Origin of the sequence: Psychrobacillus sp. NPDC096623, assembly GCF_044762655.1 — a bacterium.
GTDB lineage: Bacteria > Bacillota > Bacilli > Bacillales_A > Planococcaceae > Psychrobacillus.
This window is the reverse complement of record NZ_JBIWER010000002.1, coordinates 13,017-38,000: the sequence shown is the minus strand read 5'-3', so window position 1 is coordinate 38,000 and position 24,984 is coordinate 13,017. Positions and strand designations below refer to the sequence as shown.

24 protein-coding genes are annotated in these 24,984 nt (G+C 37.3%); 8 read left to right on the top strand and 16 right to left on the bottom strand.

Going from position 1 to position 24,984, the window contains the following annotated elements:
• The 3 genes from nhaC to ACIQX2_RS04850 all read right to left on the bottom strand — a co-directional run bounded on the left by nhaC (position 1) and on the right by ACIQX2_RS04850 (position 2,855).
• On the bottom strand, positions 1–1,404 hold the full coding sequence (nhaC, locus tag ACIQX2_RS04860) for a Na+/H+ antiporter NhaC (protein ID WP_402849076.1): 1,404 nt from the start codon (positions 1,402–1,404) through the stop codon (positions 1–3).
• 129 nt (positions 1,405–1,533) lie between these two features.
• A complete protein-coding gene (locus tag ACIQX2_RS04855) occupies positions 1,534–2,631 on the bottom strand; it encodes an amidohydrolase (protein WP_402847529.1) in 1,098 nt (365 codons plus the stop codon).
• Positions 2,632–2,660: 29 nt separating this feature from the next.
• Positions 2,661–2,855 carry a YwbE family protein gene (locus ACIQX2_RS04850; RefSeq protein WP_093062970.1) on the bottom strand — a complete coding sequence of 65 codons (195 nt, stop codon included), beginning with the start codon at positions 2,853–2,855 and terminating at the stop codon, positions 2,661–2,663.
• Positions 2,856–3,071: 216 nt separating this feature from the next.
• Between ACIQX2_RS04850 and ACIQX2_RS04845 the strand changes: the two genes are divergently transcribed.
• Both ACIQX2_RS04845 and ACIQX2_RS04840 read left to right on the top strand, forming a co-directional pair.
• Positions 3,072–3,350 carry an AbrB/MazE/SpoVT family DNA-binding domain-containing protein gene (locus tag ACIQX2_RS04845; RefSeq protein ID WP_402847528.1) on the top strand — a complete coding sequence of 93 codons (279 nt, stop codon included), beginning with the start codon at positions 3,072–3,074 and terminating at the stop codon, positions 3,348–3,350.
• Positions 3,351–3,489: 139 nt separating this feature from the next.
• Entirely contained in the window at positions 3,490–3,930 is a 441-nt protein-coding gene (locus ACIQX2_RS04840; protein ID WP_402847527.1) for a peptidylprolyl isomerase, read from the top strand.
• A gap of 180 nt (positions 3,931–4,110) precedes the next feature.
• On the opposite strand, the gene ACIQX2_RS04835 is transcribed toward ACIQX2_RS04840, so the two are convergent.
• From ACIQX2_RS04835 to trhO, 5 genes are all read right to left on the bottom strand, one after another.
• Positions 4,111–5,217 (bottom strand): DUF1648 domain-containing protein, encoded by a 1,107-nt coding sequence (locus tag ACIQX2_RS04835; RefSeq protein ID WP_402847526.1) that lies wholly within the window; start codon positions 5,215–5,217, stop codon positions 4,111–4,113.
• Positions 5,214–5,603, bottom strand: a complete 390-nt coding sequence (locus tag ACIQX2_RS04830) for a GntR family transcriptional regulator (RefSeq protein WP_402847525.1) — start codon at positions 5,601–5,603, stop codon at positions 5,214–5,216. The genes ACIQX2_RS04835 and ACIQX2_RS04830 overlap by 4 nt, the downstream gene beginning before the upstream one ends.
• Before the next feature lie 115 nt (positions 5,604–5,718).
• A complete protein-coding gene (locus tag ACIQX2_RS04825; protein ID WP_402847524.1) occupies positions 5,719–7,020 on the bottom strand; it encodes a D-serine ammonia-lyase in 1,302 nt (433 codons plus the stop codon).
• 14 nt (positions 7,021–7,034) lie between these two features.
• Positions 7,035–7,481 carry a GNAT family N-acetyltransferase gene (locus tag ACIQX2_RS04820; RefSeq protein ID WP_402847523.1) on the bottom strand — a complete coding sequence of 149 codons (447 nt, stop codon included), beginning with the start codon at positions 7,479–7,481 and terminating at the stop codon, positions 7,035–7,037.
• 266 nt (positions 7,482–7,747) lie between these two features.
• The gene (gene trhO, locus ACIQX2_RS04815; protein ID WP_402847522.1) at positions 7,748–8,695 is read right to left on the bottom strand and encodes an oxygen-dependent tRNA uridine(34) hydroxylase TrhO; all 948 of its coding nucleotides are present in this window, start codon (positions 8,693–8,695) and stop codon (positions 7,748–7,750) included.
• A gap of 167 nt (positions 8,696–8,862) precedes the next feature.
• Here trhO and ACIQX2_RS04810 point away from each other — a divergent pair, with 167 nt between their 5' ends.
• Positions 8,863–9,726 carry a glycerophosphodiester phosphodiesterase family protein gene (locus tag ACIQX2_RS04810; RefSeq protein WP_402847521.1) on the top strand — a complete coding sequence of 288 codons (864 nt, stop codon included), beginning with the start codon at positions 8,863–8,865 and terminating at the stop codon, positions 9,724–9,726.
• On the opposite strand, the gene ACIQX2_RS04805 is transcribed toward ACIQX2_RS04810, so the two are convergent.
• The 4 genes from ACIQX2_RS04805 to ACIQX2_RS04790 form a co-directional block, all read right to left on the bottom strand.
• Positions 9,723–10,175 carry a YaiI/YqxD family protein gene (locus ACIQX2_RS04805; RefSeq protein WP_402847520.1) on the bottom strand — a complete coding sequence of 151 codons (453 nt, stop codon included), beginning with the start codon at positions 10,173–10,175 and terminating at the stop codon, positions 9,723–9,725. The two genes, ACIQX2_RS04810 and ACIQX2_RS04805, sit on opposite strands and share 4 nt — an antisense overlap.
• 127 nt (positions 10,176–10,302) lie before the next feature.
• Positions 10,303–11,388, bottom strand: coding sequence for an ABC transporter substrate-binding protein (locus tag ACIQX2_RS04800; protein WP_402847519.1), 1,086 nt, complete (start codon positions 11,386–11,388; stop codon positions 10,303–10,305).
• An 11-nt stretch (positions 11,389–11,399) separates the two neighbouring features.
• Positions 11,400–12,179, bottom strand: coding sequence for an ABC transporter ATP-binding protein (locus tag ACIQX2_RS04795; RefSeq protein ID WP_402847518.1), 780 nt, complete (start codon positions 12,177–12,179; stop codon positions 11,400–11,402).
• Positions 12,180–12,183: 4 nt separating this feature from the next.
• The gene (locus ACIQX2_RS04790; protein ID WP_402847517.1) at positions 12,184–13,005 is read right to left on the bottom strand and encodes an ABC transporter permease; all 822 of its coding nucleotides are present in this window, start codon (positions 13,003–13,005) and stop codon (positions 12,184–12,186) included.
• Positions 13,006–13,162: 157 nt separating this feature from the next.
• On the opposite strand from ACIQX2_RS04790, the gene ACIQX2_RS04785 reads away from it, so the two are divergent.
• Positions 13,163–14,464, top strand: a complete 1,302-nt coding sequence (locus ACIQX2_RS04785) for a M48 family metallopeptidase (RefSeq protein ID WP_402847516.1) — start codon at positions 13,163–13,165, stop codon at positions 14,462–14,464.
• A gap of 147 nt (positions 14,465–14,611) precedes the next feature.
• Here ACIQX2_RS04785 and ACIQX2_RS04780 read toward each other — a convergent pair whose 3' ends face one another.
• From ACIQX2_RS04780 to ACIQX2_RS04765, 4 genes are all read right to left on the bottom strand, one after another.
• Positions 14,612–14,989: a hypothetical protein gene (locus ACIQX2_RS04780; protein ID WP_402847515.1), complete on the bottom strand. Its 378-nt coding sequence runs from the start codon at positions 14,987–14,989 to the stop codon at positions 14,612–14,614.
• Between the two features lie 149 nt (positions 14,990–15,138).
• On the bottom strand, positions 15,139–15,651 hold the full coding sequence (locus tag ACIQX2_RS04775; protein ID WP_402849073.1) for a nucleoside deaminase: 513 nt from the start codon (positions 15,649–15,651) through the stop codon (positions 15,139–15,141).
• A gap of 7 nt (positions 15,652–15,658) precedes the next feature.
• Entirely contained in the window at positions 15,659–18,739 is a 3,081-nt protein-coding gene (locus tag ACIQX2_RS04770) for an AAA family ATPase (RefSeq protein ID WP_402847514.1), read from the bottom strand.
• The gene (locus tag ACIQX2_RS04765; RefSeq protein WP_402847513.1) at positions 18,736–19,899 is read right to left on the bottom strand and encodes an exonuclease SbcCD subunit D; all 1,164 of its coding nucleotides are present in this window, start codon (positions 19,897–19,899) and stop codon (positions 18,736–18,738) included. The genes ACIQX2_RS04770 and ACIQX2_RS04765 overlap by 4 nt, the downstream gene beginning before the upstream one ends.
• A 132-nt stretch (positions 19,900–20,031) precedes the next feature.
• Here ACIQX2_RS04765 and putP point away from each other — a divergent pair, with 132 nt between their 5' ends.
• From putP to ACIQX2_RS04745, 4 genes are all read left to right on the top strand, one after another.
• Positions 20,032–21,516: a sodium/proline symporter PutP gene (gene putP, locus ACIQX2_RS04760; RefSeq protein ID WP_402847512.1), complete on the top strand. Its 1,485-nt coding sequence runs from the start codon at positions 20,032–20,034 to the stop codon at positions 21,514–21,516.
• A gap of 560 nt (positions 21,517–22,076) precedes the next feature.
• Positions 22,077–23,129 carry a Delta(5) desaturase DesA gene (gene desA, locus ACIQX2_RS04755; protein WP_402847511.1) on the top strand — a complete coding sequence of 351 codons (1,053 nt, stop codon included), beginning with the start codon at positions 22,077–22,079 and terminating at the stop codon, positions 23,127–23,129.
• Between the two features lie 87 nt (positions 23,130–23,216).
• Positions 23,217–24,347 (top strand): ATP-binding protein, encoded by a 1,131-nt coding sequence (locus ACIQX2_RS04750; protein ID WP_402847510.1) that lies wholly within the window; start codon positions 23,217–23,219, stop codon positions 24,345–24,347.
• Between the two features lie 2 nt (positions 24,348–24,349).
• On the top strand, positions 24,350–24,949 hold the full coding sequence (locus ACIQX2_RS04745; protein ID WP_402847509.1) for a response regulator: 600 nt from the start codon (positions 24,350–24,352) through the stop codon (positions 24,947–24,949).
• Positions 24,950–24,984 lie beyond the last annotated feature (35 nt).

Below are 24,984 nucleotides of genomic sequence, written 5' to 3'. Positions count from 1 at the left end.
TTATGCTTCTGCTGCTTCTTTGTTTAAAATCGCCACTTTTTCAGATTCAGATATTTTTTGAATTGTAAAGCCTGTTGTTGCATAGATGATAGAAATAACTGGTACCACAAAATTTAAAATAGCAAATGGGGCATATTCTGCTACCCCTACTCCTAATGTCCCCAAGATAAACACTCCACACGTATTCCAAGGAATGAAGACCGAAGTAAGTGTTCCCCCATCCTCTAAAGCTCGGGATAGATTTTTAGAATGTAACCCTATTTTTGTATAAGTAGTTGAAAACATACGCGCTGGAACAACGATGGAAATGTATTGCTCTGAGCAAGTAGCATTTGTTGCAAAACAAGCAACAATTGTTGAAGCTACTAAAGACCCTGCTGATTTTGCGAATTTTAAGATTTGACGCATGATAGATTGTAGCATCCCAGAATATTCCAAGATACCTCCAAATGTCATGGCAACAATCGTCATGGATACCGTGTACATCATCGAATCTAAACCACCACGGTTAAACAAATCATCAACCATCACATTTCCAGTATTGATAACATACCCGCTTTGTAAAGCTCCAACCGCATCTGCAACGTTTCCACCTTGAATGAGTATTTGAGATAAGAAGCCTAATAAAATTCCCACGATCAATGCCGGTATAGCTGGTACTTTAAATGCTACTAGTACTATTACTGCTAGTGGAATTAATAACAACCACGGTGAAATGACAAAACTTTGATCTAACATGGAAATTGTTTGATTAATATCTTGTTGGTCAATATTACTTGATTTATATCTGTTTCCTAGGAACCCATATACTCCAAGGGCTATTAGAATTCCTGGTATCGTCGTAAATAACATATGTTTAATGTGAACAAAAAGATCTGTTCCTGTTAACCCTGCTGCAAGGTTTGTTGTATCAGATAATGGTGACATCTTATCTCCAAAATAGGCGCCTGAAATTACGGCTCCTGCGATCATTCCAGCTGGAATTCCCATACTAAGTCCAATACCCATTCCCGCAACACCAATTGTTCCCATAGTCGACCAAGAACTACCGATTGCAAGAGAAACAATAGCACAAATAACACAAATAGTTACTAAGAAGAATGCAGGAGTAATAATTTTTAGACCATAATAAATCATAGTTGCAACAACGCCGCCGCCAATCCATGCACCAATTATTAATCCTACTAAAATAATAATAACTACTGCTGGCAATGCTAGTTTAATACCCTTGTACATCATTTCTTCGATATCAGACCATTTAAATCCATGTTTCCATGCAACAATCGCAGCAACAGTTGTTCCAACGATTAATGGAATATGTGGTCCCTGTTCTAAATTTATAATTGTAATAACCATAGTAATAACCATGACTAGTAATGGCGTAATCGCCCAAAGCAAAGACATTTCCCGTTTAGTAACCGCTTTCTTTTCTTCCATGACATTTCCCCCTCACAACTATTAGGACAATTCTAAATTGACGTTTAATAGTCGTTAATAGTGTAATAATAAATGGAAATGGGGAGCTAGTCAATACTATTTTGATAGACTTGAAAGCGTTTTCGCTATCACTTTAGCTCCCATAAGTAACGAATCTCTGTTAAAAGTCATATTAGGGTGGTGCAATCCCGGTGACAAGTCAGCACCAATGCCAATCATTGCAGCCTTTACTTCAGGATGTCTAATAGTATAAAAATGAAAATCATCGCTACCTGAAGTAATTACTTCCTCTGCCAAGTTTTCCATACCTATAGTTTCAATAATTGCTGCTTTTGCAACTGCTGATGCTTCCTTCGATACTTCAGCACCTGGTGTAATGTCTTGAAATTCCCACTCGATTTCTATATCAAATAATTGTTGAATTGTATTTAAGTCTTTGTCGATTCGATCTTTCATTTGAAATAAAATACTATTCTTTGCTGCTCTCACATCGATTGAAAACGTAGCAATACCTGGAATAATATTTGAATTTTCTCCACCTGCTTGAATCTTCGTTAACTTCGCAGAATATGATTCGAATGGCGAAAAGTATAAATTTTTCAACGCTTGATGAATGGCCATTGCTACATCGATTGCATTTTTTCCTTGATGAGGTCTAGCACCATGAGCATCAATTCCTTTTATCTTACCCTCTACAAACAATGCTGCCCCATGATGTATAGCAGGTGCAACTTTTCCGAATGGAAGTTCCTCAATCGGTCGTAAATGTACTCCAAAAAGATGCGTGACGTCTTCCAAGGCTCCACGGTCTATCATGGAGTTTGCCCCATTACCTTTTTCTTCTGCCGGCTGGAAGATAAAGCGAATTCGTTTGTTTAGTTTTTCATCCTTCAATAGCAATAATGCTCCCAATACCATGGAAATATTGGCATCATGTCCACAAGAATGATTTGCACGGAACTCTCCATCTACTTCTTGCCAAAGCGCATCAATATCGGCACGAACAGCAATTACTTCTGTTCCTTCTCCGATTTCTGCTAGTAATCCGGTTACATCGTCAAATCTTCGATAGGAAATATTTAAACCATCTAAAATTTCCGCTAGCTTATTCGTAGTTTCGTATTCCTTCCAGCTGATTTCTGGATATTTATGAAAGTGGTTAAACCACTGTAAAATTTGACCTTCTACTTGCACTTAACTACACTCCTTTTTCGCGCGATAATTTATCCTATGATTTCACAAACTCGTCCTATTTGTCCATCTGTCAATCGCACTTTTATGCCATGTGGATGAAAAGACGAATTCGTTAATAGGTCTTTCACAATACCTCTTGTTTTCTCTCCTGATCGTTGGTCTTTTTTTAAAATAATATATACTTCCAACCCTGGTTTTACGTCTTTTCTATTTTGCCCATTCATTTAGCTTCACCTCTTTTTGTATCGTACCACTTTCTCTCTTCCCTTTCAGTATTATATTACATGATGTCCAGTAATGTTTAGTCCATCAAGGAAACAGGAATATTGACATATCCCTTACCTTAAGCTTGTACAACTGAGAAGAAGATTTCACTTTTATCTAAAGTTCGTTACAATGAATGGAAAAAGTCGCATTTAGATAGATAAGGCGGATGTACGATGAAAGATATAAAAAAAGTGAAAATCTCGAAACAAGGACAATTAACTATTCCTAAATCATTCTTGGATGCCTTCGATTTCAAAGATGAAGTGTCGGTCGAAATGACAGAAGAAGGGCTCTTAATAAAACCAATTACCAAAATATCAGATGATTTTGCTGAGCAACTAATGGAAAGTATGAAAGCGAAAGGACTAAGCGGACAGGAATTAATGGATACATTTAATCAAGCAAAAAACAATGTTGGCTGGACTGTATTTCAAAGAGACTCTGATAAATGAGCATAAATAACAGCTTGATTGTTTTATCCTTAAATAGCTATGTATGGTAATTTAATTTTTTGGGCAGCTCTGTTTTGGAAAATGCACCAGGTACATGCTATACTGATGAAGGATTTATTCGAAAAAAGGAGTGTTTTAAATGACAAAAAAGGGTTATTTCTTAATGGATTCTGGAGAAAAAATTGAATTTGATTTATTCCCAAATGAGGCACCGAATACAGTAGCAAACTTTGAAGAATTAGCAAACAGCGGATTTTATAACGGAGTAGTTTTCCACCGTGTTATTCCTGGTTTCGTAAGCCAAGGTGGAGACCCAACTGGTACTGGTATGGGCGGAAGTGGAAAAACGATTAAGTGTGAAACTGTTGGAAACCCACACAAACACGAAGCAGGAAGCCTTTCTATGGCGCATGCTGGTAAAGACACAGGTTCTAGCCAATTCTTCATCGTGCATGAGCCACAACCACATCTAGACGGTGTTCATACTGTTTTTGGTAAAGTAACAAGTGGGCTTGAAGTAGCAAAAGCAATGAAAAACGGCGCTAAAATGGAAAAAGTAGAAGTTTTCGACGCTGAATAAGAGTTGCGGAAGCGCCGATGAAACCCCTGAAAAGCGCTGGAAGAATTTTATGTAAAGGCGTACTTTGCCTTTGCTAAAATTCTGAAGTGACTCGAATGGCAAGGCGCTGGAGCTAGACAGATATTGATTTTAAAAAACTTTGCAAAAAGCAGCTCCCAAAAACTTGGGTAGCTGCTTTTCTTATAATAAAAACGTTATTCCCAATATAAGAATTAGAGGCACAAATAGTACAATCCAGCTTATTGGATGAGCAAAATTTAATGTCCATCCTACTCCAAACCGCTTTTCTACCATGATACTTGGGTCGTTTTTATTGATGTAAAACATCCCGCCCTTCCAGTATTGGTCCTCGTCAATAGCTATCTTGTTTTCTAACGTCGGGCTGTTTCCTTCAACTTTTAACCGAGATCCACTTTGCCCTACTTTAACAGCATAAATGCCTATAATTACAAATGTTAGTATTAAAAAAGCTAAAGGTAAAAACCACATGACTAATGCTGATGAGATTGCAGGGTGAATCGTTTGTAAATGGAAATACCCTAACAGAAGTGTTATCCCAATAGTGATGAAAAGCGCAAGTAAACTTGTATATCTTCTAAAAGCAAGCTGTTGTGCAAGAGAGGTTTTTTTGTTGGCTGGATTAATACGGGCACCAGAAAATTTCATCCCCTCACTCATTAAAAGAAACATACCTTGCATTACGAGTAATATAAGCGGCAGTGCAATTACACTAAAATATGTTTTTTCACTAAACGCATCTGCTTCCCCAGTTGGTCCCCAATGGGTAGGAATCATTTCTGGCATTTGATCATATTTCATAAATGTATAAATGATTAAACCTACAGTAACAATCATAGGAATGATAAAGATTACACGAGGTATTAGCTTGAGCTTTTCTTGAAACTTTACATCCACTATTCTCACTTCGCTCTTACCATCTAACCATCCTTGCGTTTCTTTCTGTTTTTTCACTCGAACATGCATCATAAAATAGTAACTTATGCTTACGAATAAAGTGATAAACTGAACAATCACGCTCACTAGAACTAGCATTTCCTCTGATGGATTTTGTGTCATTCCCCACCATAGGTAGCCTATAAATAAGATTATACCGAATGTTAATACAAATCTTGTGTAATTGGATTTGAGTTTTACCACCACTGAATCTTTCGTATGTCCCTCTGGCACATACACACCAAATGCTTCTGTTGGCTTTAAGAATTTTGGCATAAATGCTTGTAAAACAGTGATAAATAATAGAATGAATCCAAAAAGCGCAATAATCATTCGTTCCCCTCCTCAATGTTTTGTACAAGCTTACGTACCATTTGTACTAGTTCCTCTTCTTGGAGGTTCAGAACTAATCCTTCTGTTACATATGGACGTAGCTGTGCTGCTAGTTTTTGCTTTTTTTCCTCTGACGCCTCTGGGATACCATTTGGCTGAATAATAACACCTGATTTTGCCACTATTTGTATAAGCTCTTTTTCTTCCAGATAGTGATAAGCCTTGTTAACTGTATGCATATTCATCCCGAGATCGTTCGCAAAAGCTCTTACGGACGGTAGGGAGTCTCCTGCTTTAAGTTCACCTCGTACCATCCCTTCCATAAGTTGGTGAGCCAGCTGCAAATAGATGGGGACATCAGAATTAGAATTTATTTCAATAAACATGAAGTAACCCTCTCTTATTTCTGTTATACATATAGCATAACACATTTGTTCTATATATAGTAGAGCAAAATGGAATAAAAAATCCTACTTTTAAAAAAAGTAGGATTGGGGATTACTATTTAAGGTATTGCTTGCCTTTTTCATAATAGGCATCCATCTCCTGGGAAGGAACCATTCCTCCACCTGTTGCCCAAACAATATGTGTAGCCTTTTGTAAGGAAACACCTTCTTTTGTTAGATGAATTGGTCCTGTCATTCCAGCGAGTGCAGATGGCTCTAATAAAATATTCTCGGTATCTGCCAATAAAGCTAGTAGCTCATATAACGTTTTATCATTAATCGTGTAACTTCCACTAATGAGTTTCTCCAAAGTTTTCCCCACAAATCCAGACGGTCGGCCGACAGCTAATCCATCCGCATCCGTTTTGTTATCAAGTCCGATATCCGCTACGGAAATCTTCTCATGTAATCCCGTCATTAGCCCTAGTAGCATGCAAGGAGAACTTGTTGGCTCCGCAAAATAGCAATGCACATGATCTCCGAATAACAACTTTAGTCCAAATGCGACTCCACCTGGACCCCCACCAACTCCGCAAGGCAAATATACAAACAGTGGGTGCTCGGCGTCAACTATGATTTTCAATTGTTCCAATTGAGTTTGTAGCCTACTTGCTGCAACGGCATAGCCTACAAATAAATCGACCGAATTTTCGTCATCTATAAAAAAGCAAGATGAATCCTTCTCCGCTTGTTTTCTACCTTCCATTACCGCAATACTATAATCAAAATTGTACTCAACAACCGTTGCCCCTTTTGAACGAAGCATGTCCTTTTTCCATTGTTTCGCATCGCTAGACATATGAACAGTTACTTGAAATCCAAGCTTCGCACTCATTATCCCTATGCTGAGTCCTAGATTCCCGGTGGAGCCCACTGCAATGGAATAGTTAGAAAAAAATTGCTTGAATTTTTCGGTGGAGAGTATGGCATAATCATCTGTCTCTTTCAACAAACCCTCTCGTAGCGCCAGCTGCTCTGCAATTTTAAGTACTTCATAAATTCCACCGCGAGCTTTAATAGATCCCGATATTGGTAATGCATTATCACATTTTAATAGCAATTCTCCATTCAACTCTGTTTGAAAGAATTCCTTTAAGACAGAAGCCATTTTTGGAATTTTCACAAGTGGCGACTCAATTATACCTTCTGCTTTCGCTGTCTCCGGAAAAGCAATACGTAAATAAGAGGCAAAGCGATCTAAACGATCGCTCGCATTTTGCACCATTTCAGCAGTAACAGATACGTTTTTTAATGCATCTTCTGCTTTTATTTGATTTGGATTGAACCAAATTATTTCTTCTTTGTTTTGCATATTGAAGATTAAAGGAAAAGTCATTCCTAATTGTTGTATATCCATAATGTAAACCCTTTCTATTCTAGGCTCAACACATGCGTGACATCTGGTGAGCGCTCATCAAATATGAATCCGTTCGCACGGTAAAATGAATCTGCCTTTGCGGACTCTGTCTTTGTCGTGATTTCTTTAAAATGACCTTTTGCGTTTTCAGAAACTGCCTTTAATAGTTCACTTCCTACACCTTTTCGACGATACGCTGGTAAAGTGTAAAATCTGAATAGTCGAGCTGAGTTGTCAGCTTCGCTAGCGGTATTTCGAAACAAACCACCAATTGCTACTAGTTCATCTTCATCCCATGCTCCATAAATTGCCTCTCCCCGTTCACTGAAACGATGTGTTCCGTCTTCATATTCTGATACTAATCTGGACACGAAGCGATACCCTTCTTTTTCACTTTCTTGAATTAGCTTGGATACGTTGACTGTGTTCAAATCTGAAATATTTTTCACTTCGATTGACATATACGTTCCTCCATTCTATTTTTGAAAAATGAACTCTTTGTTACTTTCTATACAGGAAGGCGAATCCCCTCTATACGTTTAATATATTTAAATCATCCCCTTATTATACTGTCACGTGGTCGCTACACGTTAGATTAAAGCGTGGCTTAATGGAACGCAATCTAATCATTAATTGGTTCAACGAAACTATATTTAAAAAGTAAGACCCATTGAAATTTATAAAAAAAATAAGCCCATGCTAGTCAACCTGCATGGGCTTTCGTATGTTATTTTATAGCAGCTAATCTAGCTTCTACTTCATCTTCAGATAATTTATGTTCTACGATATAGCGATTACGTGGATGCTCACGACATTCATCCGAACAGCTACGTAAATACTTGTGTTCGTTTTCTTCTGAGCAAAGAATTTTATCATTACAATCAGGATTTGCACAGTTTACATAACGTTCACATGGCTCTCCTGTGAAATGATCTTTTCCTACGATGACATGCTCCACTTGGTTAATCGGCACAGCGATGCGCTCATCAAACACGTACATTTGACCATCCCAAAGTTGACCGCGTACTTCTGGATCTTTGGCGTAAGTAGCGATTCCACCGTGTAGTTGACCTACACCTTCAAAACCTTCTCTTACTAACCAACCCGAGAATTTTTCACAACGAATCCCACCAGTACAATACGTAAGTACTTTTTTACCTTCGAACATTTCCTTGTTCTCCAGCATCCAGTCTGGTAAGTCACGGAAGTTGCGGATATCCGGACGAATTGCTCCGCGGAAATGTCCAAGATCAAATTCATAGTCATTACGAGCATCGATTACAACCGTATCTTCTGCCTGCATTTGTTCAAAAAACTCTTTTGGAGAGAGATATTCTCCTGTTATTTCATTTGGATTGATATCTTCTGCTAATCCTAAATGTACGATTTCTTTCTTCGGACGAACATGCATTTTTTTGAAGGCATGTCCTTCTGCTTCATCTATTTTGTACACCATGTCAGCAAAGCGTTCGTCTGCTTTCATCATGTTCATATATGCTTCAGTTTGTTCAACTGTTCCTGAGCACGTTCCGTTTATTCCTTCGTCTGATACTAAAATACGCCCTTTTAACCCAATTTCCCTACATGCTGCAAGATGTTCTTGTGCAAATGTTACCGGATCTTCAATCGGGACATATTTATAGTAAAGTAATACTCTGTATGCATTTGTTTCCATTTTTTACTCCACCTTTTCTAATTTTGTCCACCGTCTAATATACCAAAAAAAGTGCTACTTGTTAAATAGATTGTTTAGTTAAAATATGGTTGTACTTTTAAATATCGTCTTGTGTATTCGAATATATATAATAATTCCAACAAGTTAAGCTTAGAAAGGAGGCTCTAATGCGGTTAATTTTCTCATTCCTTGTTATCCTAAGTTTAATTTCAGGCTGTGCCAGTCAGGATTCAATACAGCCTATTGAAACTCAAGAGATTTTGTTCATTGCACACCGTGGAGCTTCTGCTTTTGCACCCGAACATACAATGACTGCATACGAAATAGCTCATCAAGCAGACGTAGATTACATTGAAATTGATTTACAAATGACGAAGGATGGAGTACTAGTTGCCATGCACGATGAAAAGTTGGATCGTACAACTGACGGAACTGGATTTGTAAAGGAGTACACTTTGGAGGAGTTAAAAAATTTAAATGCTGGGAAATGGTTTAATGAAGCGCATCCCGGGTTGGCTAATAGAGAGTTTGAACAAGAACAGGTGCCTACTTTAGAGGAGATTTTTCTGCATTTTGGAGATGATGTGAACTATTATATTGAATTGAAGTCTCCACGTATTTATGAAGGAATGGAAGAAAAGGTTGTTGCTCTAATAAAAAAATATGATTTAATACAAGAAGATAACAATTTGCCAAAAGTTATTTTAGAGTCGTTTAATGAAGACAGCTTAACAAAACTCCACGCACTAGAGCCGTCGCTTCCTCTTATTCAACTGTTTAGTTTCAAAGAGAAAGCTACTTTATCTAATTTGGACTTTGAACGTTTACGAAGATATGCTAGTGGAATAGGGGTCCATTTAAAATCAGCTGACCAAGATTTTATTCATGAAGCACAATTGAATGGCTTGCAGGTTCACCTTTTTTCTATTAAAAATGAAATAGATATGAAAAATGCGATTCAACTTGATGCAAACGGAATCTTTATAGACAATCCAACTTTAAGTGAGCTCATCTTAAAGGAAGGAGGTTAGAATCCAGCTTGTAAAGCATGCTCACATAATTTATGAAAGCTTGCTTCAAATTTTTCATTGTCTTCTTTTTGACGTTTTCTTGGTCCTTTCAAACGACCACCAGCCTGTCTAATCTTCTTGGATATATGGCGACTATCGAGAAGCTGGTCAATATTTTCAGGTGTATACCATCTCCCGTTTTGATCGATTGCAAACCCTTGTTTAGCTAAAACCATCGCAGCTAAACCATAGTCTTGGGTCACGACTATGTCACCTTTTTTTACTCTATTAACTAGAACAAAATCTACTGCATCTGCTCCTTTAGATACCATTATTGTCTCTGCACCATCTCTTTGCATATAATGCGCGGTATCACAAAGTAAAGTTGTCTTCATATTAAATTTCCTTGCCACTTGAATAGTTAAGTCCACTACTGGACACCCATCTGCATCGACTAAAATATTCACCATTTTATGCACCTCATTTTAACTTGCTTGCATTCCATTGTATTATATCCAATTTAGTAAAGTACAATGAATTAGAAAAAATGCTGCTCCATTTTCGTCTGTGAAAAAAACGTCCAAGATACTGGACGTTTTACTTTTCGTATGCTCCTAATATTTCTACCGCTTTTTCAGTCATAGATGTATCCACAGCCTTATCAAAGTCTACTTCTCCACTAATAGCTCCGTTTTCTTTGTAAGCATTATATTGTTTTAACACATCGTCTAAAAACATTTTCCCATCTGGGTCTAATCCAGTTACAAATACTTTTTCCCAAAGAGCAGAATCTTTTAAAGATGTGTGCTTAGTCATAATATCTATAATTTCAGCTTTGTTTTCACCTTTGATAAAGGCATCATTATAGTCACGAACTCCTTTTAAATAGGCAGCCATAAACCGCAGAGATACATCTTTTTCATCACTCATAAATTGTGGAGATCCTAGAACCATAGCGATTTGAGATTCTGGTGCATAATCCGTTGCATCTCCAAAGCGATGATGAAATCCATTTTCAATCCCTTGTGCTATTAAAGGCTCTATTTGAAGTGCTGCATCAATCGATCCGTTTTCAATGGCACCTAGCATACTTCCGAAATCGGCAAGTAATACTAACTCCACATCTTCAGACGTTAGTCCAGCATGCTTTAGCATTTCCAAATAAATATATTCATCAATCGAGTTTTTAGAGGATATGGCAATCTTTTTACCCTTAAAATCCTCATAATCTTTAATTTCATCTACCATTTGATTTCCTATTACAAATGAAAAATAGGATTTCCCTGGAACATTATGCCCTTTGTCTGCAATTATTTTCACGTCAATTCCTTGTGCAATAGCATTAAAGAACGACGCAGTCGATACCCCTCCTGCGATATCTACATCTCCAGACGCAAGAGCTGGCAACATTTCATCACTATTCGAGAACACTGCAAACTCTACATCTATATTGTAATCCTCAAAGTATCCCTTTTCTTTTGCAATATAAAACCCCGCTCCAGAGGCAGATCCATCCTCTGCAATAATAACCTTTACTTTTTTATCTAGAGGTGCAAGATCTCCCGAAGGATTGTCTTTACTCACCTCATCATTTACTCCAGATGTACTGTCCTTATCCTTGGAACTACATGCACCAAGTAGAAGTACAATAGACACGGTTATTAAAAAAAACCACTTTTTCACATATTTCCTCCTTACTTTCTCGACTTTTGAACTTCCTGTTGCAGGTGATTCCAAATTGTTATAAACTGCTCCGCCATTTCAAGATTTGCACGAACTTGCTCGATCGTACGTGGTCTTGGCAGAGGAACTTTTATTTCTTCTACTATTTTTCCTGGTTGAGCACTCATCAACACGATACGGTCACTTAATAACAAAGCTTCATCGATACTATGCGTAATAAATATCACCGTTTTTTTTGTCTCGGACCAAATAGAAAGGAGTTCTTCTTGTAATATGAATTTGTTCTGTTCGTCCAGTGCTGCAAATGGTTCATCCATTAGTAGAATTTCCGGGTCATTTGCAAATGCCCTTGCGATGCTTATTCGTTGTTTCATACCTCCGGAGAGTTCGTTCGGGTATAGCTTAGAAAATTTGGTAAGACCAACTTTTTTTAAATAATAATTGGTTTGCTTACGAACAAATTCTTTCGGCAAATGACGCATATTCAGTCCGAATGCAACGTTTTCTTCCACAGTCAACCAGGGAATGACTCCCTTCTCTTGGAAGACCATCGATTGTAGTGGTCGAAAGTCAGTATCCGACTCGATTGAAAATGTACCCGAACTTGGCTGCTCCAGGTCAGCTAAAATTCGCAGTAAAGTTGTTTTCCCACATCCACTTGGACCGACTATACAGACAAACTCGCCTTCAGCAACATTTAACGTAATGTTTTGTATAGCTGTTACACTATTATTTTTCTTATAAAATACTTTCGTGAGATTATCGATAGAAATTTTAAATGGTTGGTCCATTTAATCACCTCCAAGGGACAATTTTTCTTTGTAGACCACGTAAGAAAAGAGAAAACAAAAATCCAAAGAAAGAAATGAGTATCAATCCGACGAACATCTCTTTTAACATAAATGCTTTGTAGGAGGTCCAGATCAAATAACCAATACCTGATGTGGCACCCATCATTTCAGCCGCGACAATTGTAAGAAGTGCAATCGCCTGCCCCATCTGAATACCTTCTAGCATTACGGGAAGTGCACCTGGGAATGCAATTCTAAGAAAGAAGTCGGTTGGACTTGCTCCATAATTTTTGGCTACATCTAAGTGAACTTTTTCTATATTCAATACACCAGCGACAGTATTGATAACCACTGGGAAAAATACACTACCTGCAATCGTAACAACTTTTGAAAAGTCTCCAATACCAAAAAGGATAATGATAATTGGGAGTAAAGCCAAAGTTGGAATAGGCATAAATGCCATGATAATCGGCGAGATAAAATGCCGGATCGGTGCATACAATCCCATGAGAAGTCCGATGAGTATTCCTGGTATTACCCCCAATAAAAATCCAGCGGCAATTCTATATAAAGAGACGGAAATATGAGTCCATAGCAACCCACTGGTCATCAATTCAAAAAACGTAGAAACAATGGCAGATGGTGGTGGAAAAAATCGTATATCAAGTACTCCTGTTCTCGAACAAATTTCCCATAGTAAAAGAATGAAAATAGGAGAAATAATAGTTAGTAATTGCTTTCCACGTTCTTTTACCTGTCGCTTCTTCCATTCCTGTTGTTCCGTTTCGTAGGGATTGTATAATTTGCCCTCTTTTTCCTCCTGCATTTTTCACCACCTCTTGTAAAAATAATATGACGAAAGTGGAATTTGTGTGAAAGGACTTATGAAATACTAACTGATATCCTTCTTACAAAGATTTTTCAAATTGACGAAAAAGACATAGTTTGGTAAGTTAATAAATATTTAGTAGGGAGGTTATTAATTGTCATCCAGGGCGTTAACTTCTAATAGAGAAATTCCTTATTTCGTTATTAGCATTATTTTTAGTTTGTTATTATACATACTCGCTATTGTATCTTTATTCGGAATCGCTATTTTACTAATTCTTTTCGCATTTTTACTTTATGCAAATGCTATTATGCTCGGATCTATTCGTGGCAATGGGATACGTATTAGCGAAAAACAGTTTCCAGATGAATACGCGCGTGTCTTGTATTTATCTGAAAAAATGAACATAAAAAAAGTACCTGATGTGTTCGTGATTCATTCCGAAGGAGCATTTAATGCATTCGCCACAAGATTTTTGGGAAGAAATATGGTAGTTATTTATTCGGAAGTTTTTGAGCTTGCTAGAGAAAAAGGAGAAGCAGAGCTCGATTTTATCATTGCGCACGAACTTTCTCATGTAAAAAGGAGACATGTGTGGAAGAATATTTTAATCATGCCTGCACAGTTCATACCATTTCTTGCACAAGCGTATAGTAGATCATGTGAATATACCTGTGATCGAGAGGCTGCCTATTTTATACAAAATGGTGTGGCTGCTAAACAAGCACTTACAATTCTTGGAATTGGAAAAAGGTTATATACAGAGGTAAACGAAGACGCTTATTTAGAACAGATCCATATGGAATCAAATGTTGCCGTATGGTTAAGCGAAGTGTTATCTACCCATCCGCTTTTACCCAAACGTATTCAAGCAGTTGGGAACTTTATGCAAATAGAAGGCACACCAAAATACTACTCAAACTCAAGTAAGATCGCACTTGGTATAGGTGCATTCTTTGGAATTTTCTTTGTTGGTTATATTGTTGTAATAGCTTTATTTACAGCCGGAACTTTAACGTATGCTAGTTTATTTTCTGAAGGTTTTTTAAAAGAACTATCTCCTGAAGAAGACTATTTAAGTACCGATTATTCTTTGACATTAACACCATTAATGGAAGCTGTTTCAGATGGCGATGAAGAACAAGTTAATAATCTAGTATCTAGTGGAACTGATTTAGAAGAGAAGGATTCAGAACAGACAACTGCTCTCCATTATGCAATATACGGAGGCAATATAGCGATAGCACAAATATTGTTGGATGCTGGAGCTAATCCAAATACATCGGATAATTACTCCAATGCTTTAACTGCTGCATTGGAATACGATAACTATGAGATGGCCGCTCTCCTATATGAATATGGGGCAGATCCAAAAATCGAAGATCCACAAGGCTATTCGGCTTTAAACATGCTTGAGGTGTATAACGAGGAAGAATTTTTAAATATTATCAAATAGATATTAAGATCAAGTGTAAGAAAAACTGTTTCTATTGTTTGGAAGGGCTTTTGACAGAAGTCTTACTATAACTATTATCGTGTTGGTTGTGATGGACATCATAACCAATATCACTTGTTTACGTGCGTAGTGTGTTAAAACAATTTCTTAATTTAAAACAATATCTTCACGATTTCCATTCCAATCTATAGAAATAATAAAGGTATTTTTGCTAATGGTTATAGGGCTATTAGAACTCAAATCCTCATTTGTATAGATACCATTTTTGTTTAAGCTAACGTTGTTTTCTTCAAAATTTGTACCTCGAATTGTATTTTCCAAATAGTAATTAACTGATTCAACTGAACCTAAATCATTTCCCCGGTATTTTAGCTCTAATTCGTTCTTTTCGGAACCATTTATGACACTTACAGTTAGTTGAACTGACCAGTTTTCACTTGTACCGTTAAAAATTAAATTATTTTCCTTCTCTTGACAAGCAGCGAGGAATACCAGTAATAAAGGAAGGATAAGTAACTTTTTCATAAATTACACCGCCTCTTTTGTTATAAATCTATAAAAATAGCAACGTGTTAGTTATTAGAAGGTTGCAAGTAATGCAGAAAAGTCCTAGTTAGATAATCAACTAGGACTTTCTTATTGAATATTACTCTGCAATATTCATTTTTTCTCTTTTATAGCACCCCTATCTTCTTACGAAGTGAGGTCACATTGTTAAGGTTCGTTGCCCAATTAGCCATTAAATCTAGCTGCCTTATTTTCAAATCTTCTATTGGTTCTTCAACCATCTCAATTCGATTAAACTTCTCCAGAAAAACGGAAGAATCCTTTATCTTCTTATATCCACCAAACCCTGGATTATCATTTAGTAGCCAGACAACTCGCTGAATTTTAGCAAATAAAATTCCTCCCGTACACATAGGACAAGGCTCCAATGTGCTGTAAATAGTGAATTTTTTGTTGTTAATTTTGGCATCAAACATTGCGGATCCCGCATTTCGCATAGCGTCTAATTCAGCATGGGCTGTGATATCTTGGCTAGAATGGACTCTATTTCTACCTTTTCCGATCACATTGAAATCTTCATCTACGATTATCGCACCAACAGGATACGTGTTCTCCTGCAATGCCTTCTCTGCTTCTTCCAATGCCAACTCTAAAAAGAATCTATCCTGTTCCATGTGAATATCTCCTTTATTTAACGACAAATTTTGTTCTACTATAGCCCTCTTTTTGTTTTTCTACTTCTAAAATAGCAGGGATGGCTGCTTTTAGCTCTGCTACATGGGAGATGACGCCAATCATACGACCTGATCTTTGTAAGTCAATTAATGTATCAATTGCTTTGTTTAAAGATTCTTCATCGAGAGATCCAAAACCTTCATCGATGAACATTGTCTCGATACGGATGTTACCTTGGAAGCTTTGGATGACATCTGCCATTCCAAGCGCCAGACATAAAGAGGCATTGAATTTTTCGCCGCCTGACAATGTTTTTACGTCTCGTTTTTGACCCGTGTACGAATCATATACATCCAGACCAAGGCCGCTTTGTTTCCCATGCGTTTCCTGTCTTTCACTTCGCAGCAATTGAAATTGACCATTCGCCATATGCTTTAAGCGTTCGTTTGCCGCCAGTACAATTTGCTCCAAATATTCAATTTGTACATATCGCTCAAATGATATTTTTAGTTGGTTATGACCTCTTAATATGTCGTAGAGATCCATAATTCGGTGTACTTTTTCCTCCAACAGTGTGATTCGCTCACTAGTAGAGGCAATCTTTTCTTCTATTTCTCTTCCTGCTTTTTCGTATTCCTTTGTACTATTACTAGTAGTCAGTGCTTTTTCATATGCTTCTTTTAGCTGCTCCAATTCTGCTTCTAGAGGAGACAAATCCACTTTAGTTTTGTTTAACAATTGGACTTGTCCTTCTCTTACCTGCTCCGTTAATGTATGAGTCCGCTGTTTATATTCTTCACATTGTATTTTCAAGGCGGATCGCTCTGCTTCTGTCAATTTAGCAGCAGAGTATGCATCCTGTGTGACAAAGGATGCTTTGCTTAAAGATTCGTTGAATTGCGCTAGTGCTTTGTCTCGTTTTACTTCTGTTTCCTGTAAAGAAGTACTTGTATGCTCTAATGCTAAACGAGCTGTTGTACAAACCTCATTTGAAAATTTCATCCTATTTTGTGCATTTTCCCACGCAAGTGCCAATTGTTCTTTTTGTTTCTTCGCAGAGTCAATTTCAATTTGGAGGTTTTGTAATGTCGGTATATGACTAGGTATTGTCCCAAGCTTGGATTCATATACGGCTTTTGCTTGCTTAGCTTGGCTAGAGTGCTCCCTGTATAATGCCTCGACCTCTAGTTTATCCTGTTCTAGTTTTTCTACTTTGGCAACTGTCTCTTTATAAGGCTGTTTCAATGAAGAAAGCGTTTCTTTTTGTAAACGGAGCTGTTGAACCTCTCTTTGCAGATCCAGCAAATCCGTTTCTACCTGCTCCACTAAACCAGCATCTACTTCGTATTCCTCGAGTTGAACGAGCACTTTTTGGATTTGGGCTTCCACTGTCTCTTTTTTTGCCTTAAAGGTTAATAAAGTAGATTCTTCCTTATTTAATGTTGCTTTTGCCATTCGAAGCGCACTTTCATCAACAAACCGCTCATCTATCTCAGTGTGGGTATTGGGGTGCTCTTTGCTTCCACATACTGGGCATGGCTCACCCTCTACTAGTTTAGATGCAAGTATACTTGCTTGACTCCCTATCCACAGTTGTTCAATGTCTTCATATGCTTCTTTACTTTGTTCAAACTTGTCTTGTTGTTTTGTTTCTTTCGTAATTAGCATATGTAGTTCTTGATCAACGACTTTATATTCTTGAAGTTTGTTGTGCTGTGCTTGTAGCAAAGTAAGTTGTTGGACTTTACTATCTAATGGTTCTATTAGTTCTTCTAGTTTCTCTATTTCTAGTTTCTGTACTCTACCCAGTTCCTTTTGATTTTGGAGATTTACTGCTATTGTCGAAAGCTTTTGTTCTACGTCTGTGCTGCTTTTTTCTAGTGACAATAGCTCGTTTCTTTTAATCTCTAACTCCTCAAATATAGGTAGTAGACTATTTAAGTAGATAACTGTCTCCACACTTTTTTCCCTTGACCCTATATTGTTCGATTCCCTAGCATAGATAACTTCTGCTTGCTGCAAATTATCTTCTGCAATGATTTTTTCTTTCTGTGCTTTCTCCAATTGATTCTGCTTTCCTTTAACCTCTAACTCGAGCTCATTATAATAACTTTCGATAGGTTCTATAATGCTTGCTCTGTTAGCAGAGTCTAATTGTTGCTGTTTCTGGGTGAATTCCTCGCTACGTTCTTTTAATACCTCCAGCTGTCGCTCTTTTACTTCGAGTTCACTAAAGCGTTCATTGATAGCTTTTGAGTCATGGTAAGTCTTCTGCTTGTTCATATGTCGCTCATATGCTTCTTTGTAATTACGTTCGTCTATTGCTATCTTCTCTTTATAAAAATCTATCTCTTCCTTTAGCGCTTCCACTAATTGAAAAGTATTAAAATTATCTTCTTCTATTAGTTGAAAAAGATTGGATGCTCGATTAGGAAATGTAGCAAGAATCTTTTCCGTAAAATTTTCTTGCGCCAATTGTTCTTTTTTTAGCTCTGCCTCTGCAACTACTTTTTTCTCTTTTAGCTTTTCGTGAATCACTTTGTACGGCTCTGTTTTAAAAATTTTACGTAATATTGCCTCTTTGTTTTCTGTAGTAGACGTCAGGAGCTTTCTAAACTCCCCTTGGGGAAGCATGACAATCTGACTGAACTGTTCTAAAGTCAATCCAATGATTTCTTCTATTTTTTTATTAATCTCCGATACAATCTGTCTTTCTACTGCAGGCACTTCTCCAGTTGCTTGTACTTCAAAAAATTCATATCGTTCACCTGTTGCACCTTTATTACCTTTTTTCACATGAGCTAACTGCCTTAAAATACGGTACCGTCGATTATTTATCTCAAAGATCAACTCAACAGAAGTATGTGTATCATCTGTTGCGAAATCGCTCCGCATCATTTTCGTATCGCGACGGTCCTCTCCGCTTCCTGCTCCATATAATGCAAAACAAATCCCATCAAATATAGTCGTTTTACCTGCTCCAGTTGCCCCAGAAATAACAAATAGACGATTGCCGTTTAGCTCCGTAAAATCTATCGTTTCGGTAAATTTGTATGGACCAAAAGCACTCATTTTCAGTTGAATTGGTTTCAATTAATTTTTCCTCCTTCCCGTTCTTCCTGTGCTAATAAAGTTAATACGTCTTTAAAAATTTGTTCCGTTTCTTCAGATGCTTCTTTTCCACTGACTTCAGTGTAAAACGAACGAAATAATGTGAATTCATCCTTTTTCGTCCGTCCAACTTCTTTTTCTTCTGACCGAGCTATTAATTGGAACGCTTTTCGTTCCACATGCATAGCGTTTGGATAGACCGTTCGTATTTGTTCCATCGGAGATAAAATCGGAGTTTCATCCAAAAGCTTCACGAACACAAAGTCTTCACTAACTGGTTGTTTTAATATATCCTGTAAGAATCCCTCTACAGTTCGCATATCCCTTTTGGGTTCAAGTAATCTTTTTTCTACAGTCGTGTTACCTTCTCCATCCATCTCTACAATGAAAAAGCCTTTTTTGTGGTGCTCCTCCGAAATTGAATATTTCAGTGGAGATCCCGAATATCGGATCGTTTCGTTTAATACATAGTGAGCCTGGTGTAAATGACCCAGAGCTGTGTAATGAAACGGTTGGAACAGACTAGCATCTACATATTCTGCTCCGCCTATAGCTAAAGGTCGTTCAGAATCACTTGTATTTTCCTCCTCCTGACCATGAGGAGTCACAAATGCATGGCCTATAAATACATGCCTTTTCGTTCTGTCCATCTTCTCTTCTATTGATTCTATTATTTTTTTCATAGCCTGATTATGTGTAATAATTGCCTCTTCTTCCAATAGGTATCGGACTTGTGAAGGATCGGCATACGGTACAAGGTGGAAATGCACCTCACCATAAGGATCATTTAAAATGACAGACTGTATATCCCGACTTAATTGACCCACAATATGTAAGCCAGTTTCTTTCATTAGTTTACTTCCAAAGTTTAGGCGTCCTGGACTATCATGATTACCTGCAATAGTTAATAAGGGAATTTTGCGTTTCAATACAATCTCAGCAAACATTTCATCTAGTAGATGGACTGCTTCCGTTGGAGGAACTGCTCGATCATACAAATCTCCTGCAATAATTACGGCATCTGGCTTTTCTATATCCATTGCTTGAAGAAATTGTTGCAAGACAACACGTTGGTCCTCCGTCATATAAACACCCTGTACCAATTTACCAAGATGCCAATCTGCTGTGTGGAAAAATTTCATTGAAATGCACTCCTTCTTTTAATATACTTTTTTTAATTATTCTAAAATAATAGTAAATTATGGGTATTGAAAAATATTTGATGCGCCTTAATACTTACCATGTTATTATATCAAGTGGGAGGAGGATGTTTTATGTCAGATCAAACTTATCAACTTATAGCCATTATTATTTATATAATCGCTATGTTAGCAATTGGATGGTACTCTTACAGAAAAACCGTCAATTTAACGGATTACATGCTCGGTGGACGCTCACTAGGTCCTGCAGTCACTGCACTTAGTGCTGGAGCTGCGGATATGTCTGGTTGGTTACTAATGGGATTACCAGGCGCAATTTATTTATCAGGTATGGGTGAAGCTTGGATTGCAATTGGTCTTACAATTGGTGCATATTTAAACTGGCTTTATGTAGCACCAAGACTTCGTGTATACACGCAAGTATCAAACGATTCTATTACGATTCCTAGTTATTTAGAAAGCCGTTTAAAGCAATCATCTCGATTATTACGTATTGCATCTGGTTTAATCATTTTACTATTTTTCACGTTTTATGTATCCTCTGGAATGGTAGCAGGAGGAGTTTTCTTTGAGAGCTCATTCGGTTTAGACTATCATACAGGACTTTTAGTCGTATCAGCCGTAGTGGTAGCTTATACATTATTTGGAGGATTCCTTGCAGTTAGTTATACTGATTTCCTTCAAGGGTTACTTATGTTCCTTGCTTTAATATGTGTACCGATCTTTGGTGTATTTATGACTGGTGGAATTGGTGAAACAGTGGAATCGATTAAAGCTGTAAACCCTACTCATTTAAGCCTAATAGCTGGGACAACAGCTGCAGGCATTATTTCCTCTATAGCTTGGGGACTTGGTTATTTTGGTCAGCCACATATTATCGTTCGCTTTATGGCAATTAGTTCGGTTAAAGAAACTAAACAAGCCCGCAGAATCGGTATTGGCTGGATGATTTTAAGTCTTCTTGGTGCAATTACTACTGCACTAGTTGGAGTTGCTTACTTCCAACAAAATCCTGACGTAACACTATCAAGTCCTGAGGCAGTATTCATTGTACTAGGGCAAGTTGTTTTCCATCCATTTATTGCTGGTTTAATATTAGCAGCTGTATTAGCGGCTATTATGAGTACAATTTCATCTCAATTAATCGTTACATCTTCAGCATTAATAGAAGATTTATACAAAGCAGTTATTAAAACAGATGCATCCGATAAAACGTATGTGAATTATGGTCGAATCGCTGTATTAGTAGTTTCCATTGCCGCTGCAATCCTTGCTTGGGAACAAAATGAAACAATCTTAGGTCTTGTCGCATTTGCATGGGCAGGCTTCGGTGCAGCATTTGGTCCAGTTATCTTACTTACACTTTACTGGAGAAAAATCACTTCAGCTGGGGCATTAGCAAGTATGATCGCTGGTGCTGTAGTAGTAGTAATCTGGGGCACAAATGATACACTTTCAGGAGCATTATATGAAATCGTCCCTGGTTTTGTAATTGCGTTGATCGTCGCTGTTGTAGTCAGCTTAATGACATACAAACCGAATGCGGAGATTGAAAAAGAATTCGATGAAACATTACGTTTGTTGAAAAAAGATCGTTAAATAGAAAGATTTAGCAGCTGACCGATTTTTCGGTCAGTTTTTTTAATGATAAGAAAATATATAAAAATGTCTCGTGAGCACTATGTTCAAGGGACTAGCAAGAATAAATAATCCTATGGTTTCCGTTTCAGGTGGAAGCGCTTTTAGCTGGGTGAGCGATGAGCTATCACCGTCGCTACCGCGTCGTGAGTGTTATTATATCTGTCTCACTCTTCCCGCCGAAGTCGCCACCTTGCACTACAATCCCTAAATATGTAATAGTACATTAAAAGATTTAGCCAAACTTTTCGCGAATATAAAGTTGTTTTGCTGATTGTAGCGCAGGTCGGTGACTCCTGCCTGACCCACGGAAGCGTCCGACCGGAGCTACAATCAACGGAATATCTGCGTTTTATTCTTAAAGAACCGGGGTGTTTTTGCTCGGTTTTTCTTATTTTTAAAAAATGTAACCTATATGTCCTATATGACACTTGTCATACTTATGACTTGACGTTTATGCCTACTCCTAATTTGTGATTTTTATTATTATTAAGATAATAATTCACAACAGGAGGAATATAATGAGCAGAGAAAAAACACTCGCATTACGTAAAAATGTAAAACCCTTTGAAAACTCCGAACTTAAAAAAAGTATTGTTCAACTAATCAACACTATCCCACCATTTTTTATTCTATGGTTTTTAGCATATAAAAGTTTAGATGTATCTATTTGGCTAACCGTGGCTTTGTCTGTTATCGCAGCTGGATTTGTCATTCGTATTTTCATTATCTTTCATGATTGTACACATGGATCTTTCTTTAAAAATAAAAAAGCAAATAACATTACCGGTACTATTACTGGAATCATTACGCTCTTCGCTTATGAAAAATGGAAACGCGAGCATAATATTCACCATGCTACTAGTGGAAATTTAGACAAACGTGGAGTCGGCGACATTTGGATGATGACCGTCGAAGAATATATTGAAGCATCACCTATGAAACGACTTTCTTATCGTCTCTATAGAAATCCGATCGTGATGTTCGGTTTAGGACCTGCGTTACTGTTCTTAGTAAGCAATCGGATTAACCGTAAGGGTGCCCCTGGAAAAGAACGTAACAATACGTATTTAATCAATATTTCTGTAATTGTTATTTATGCATTGATGATCTGGTTAATCGGATGGCAAGCATTTGCGATCATTCAAGGTACTATTCTGTTCGTTGCAGGTGCTTTAGGAATTTGGTTATTTTACGTTCAACATCAATTTGAGGATTCCTATTTTGAAGATGAATCTGAATGGGATTATGTAAAAGCTGCTATAGAAGGAAGCTCTTATTACAAGTTACCTCGGGTTTTACAATGGGTAACTGGAAATATCGGATTCCACCATGTGCACCATCTAAGTCCAAGGGTTCCTAACTATAACTTAGAAAAAGCTCATGATTCAACACCACCTTTACACAAGGCTACGACGATTAACTTGCGTAAGAGCTTAGAGTCTATCCATTTCCGATTATTCGATGAAGATAATAAAAGCTTTGTGAACTTCAAAGAAATTAAACACTTATTAAAGAACGCTAAGCAAACTGTAAATGTAAATTCAAAAAATTCATCCTTTGAAAGTAAGTAAAATTTGTGTAAAAACCATTCCAGTAATTACTTAGGAATGGTTTTTGCATTATAATGAGTGAAAGTGTATCACTAAGAGGTGAAGAAGATGTCCAAATGGTATCAAATATTCCCCAAATATCCTTGGCTAAGTATTTATGCTTGGATTGTTTTTTGCATTTTTCCATTCTTTTTTATATTTAGATCCACAGCTCCTATAGAGATTGTTATAGGATTAGCACTAACATTACTTTTTTTTATCGCATACCGACTTTCTTTTTCAGCTAAAGGTTGGTTATTATATATCTCCGTTGCTTTAGAAATTTCGATAAGTGTTTGGATGACTTATTTATACGGTTACATCTATTTTTCCATCTTCTTATCCTTTTTAATCGGGAATATAAAAAGACGAGTGGGCTTCTTTGTAATTTATAGTATTCATTTAGTAGTTACTATTGCTGCCGTTGCTATAGGATTTTTCATCCAAACCGAATTATTCCTCTCCCACCTACCATTTCTTATCATTTGTTTGATAGGGGTTATTTTATTGCCCTTTAATACATATACCCGAAATCAGCGTGAGGCGTTAGAAGATCAATTAGAAGAAGCACAAATGAAAATTTCTCAGTATATTATAATTGAGGAAAGAGAACGAATTGCAAGAGATTTACATGACACACTTGGACAAAAGCTCTCACTAATAGGACTAAAAAGTGATTTAGCGAGCCGATTGATCGAGAAAAATCCACAGGCAGCTAAAACAGAGATATTGGATATTAACCAAACAGCACGGTCAGTATTAAAAGAGGTTCGAGAACTCGTAACAAATATGCGTGGAACAAAACTAGAGGATGAACTATTCCGAATCAATCAAATTCTGAAAGCCGCTCAGATAAAGTGCACCGTTAGTGGCACACCAAAATTAGTGAACACGCCATTGCTTGTAGAAAATGTACTCAGTATGTGTTTAAAAGAAGCGATAAATAATGTAGTGAAGCATAGTGGTGCTTCTACCTGCTCCATTTCTATTAAACAATCGGCAAAAGAAACATTGCTAAAAGTGTACGACAACGGCAAAGGGTTGGGAGAGAGAGTAAATTGGTCTAAAGGACATGGCCTACGCGGCATTAAAGAAAGATTAGAATTTGTAAATGGAACACTAGAAATTCATTCGGAAAATGGAACAACATTGAATATACGAATCCCTAATGTTATACAACAACCCAGTCAGGAGGAATAGACATGATACGAATTGTCATTGCAGAAGATCAACGAATGGTGCTAGGTGCTCTAGGCTCACTACTCGATTTGGAAGAGGATATGGAAGTTGTCGGGAAAGCCAATAATGGAGAAGAAGTATTGAAACTGATTGAACAATTGCAACCAGACGTTTGTATTATGGATATTGAGATGCCTATCAAAACTGGGCTGGATGCCGCAGAAGAACTCAAAGAAAGTAATTGTAAGGTAATCATATTGACCACATTTGCTAGGTCAGGGTATTTCGAACGTGCACGTAAAGCTGGCGTTAATGGATACTTATTAAAGGATAGCCCTAGTGAGGAGCTAGCTAATTCAATTCGGGTCATCATGGATGGTCGACGTATATACGCCCCCGAACTGGTTGACATGGCTTACGAAGAGGAAAATCCACTTACAGAACGTGAAAGTCAGGTTCTAGAGCTAATCGCAAATGGAAAAAATACAAAAGAGATTGCTAGTGAGCTATTTATCACAACAGGTACTGTCCGCAACTATATCTCGGTCATTTTAGATAAACTAGACGTTGGAAATCGAATTGAGGCTATTTCTAGGTTTAAAGAAAAAGGATGGTTTAAATAATAATTTTAAAAGCTTAGAGCTAATTGCTTTGAGCT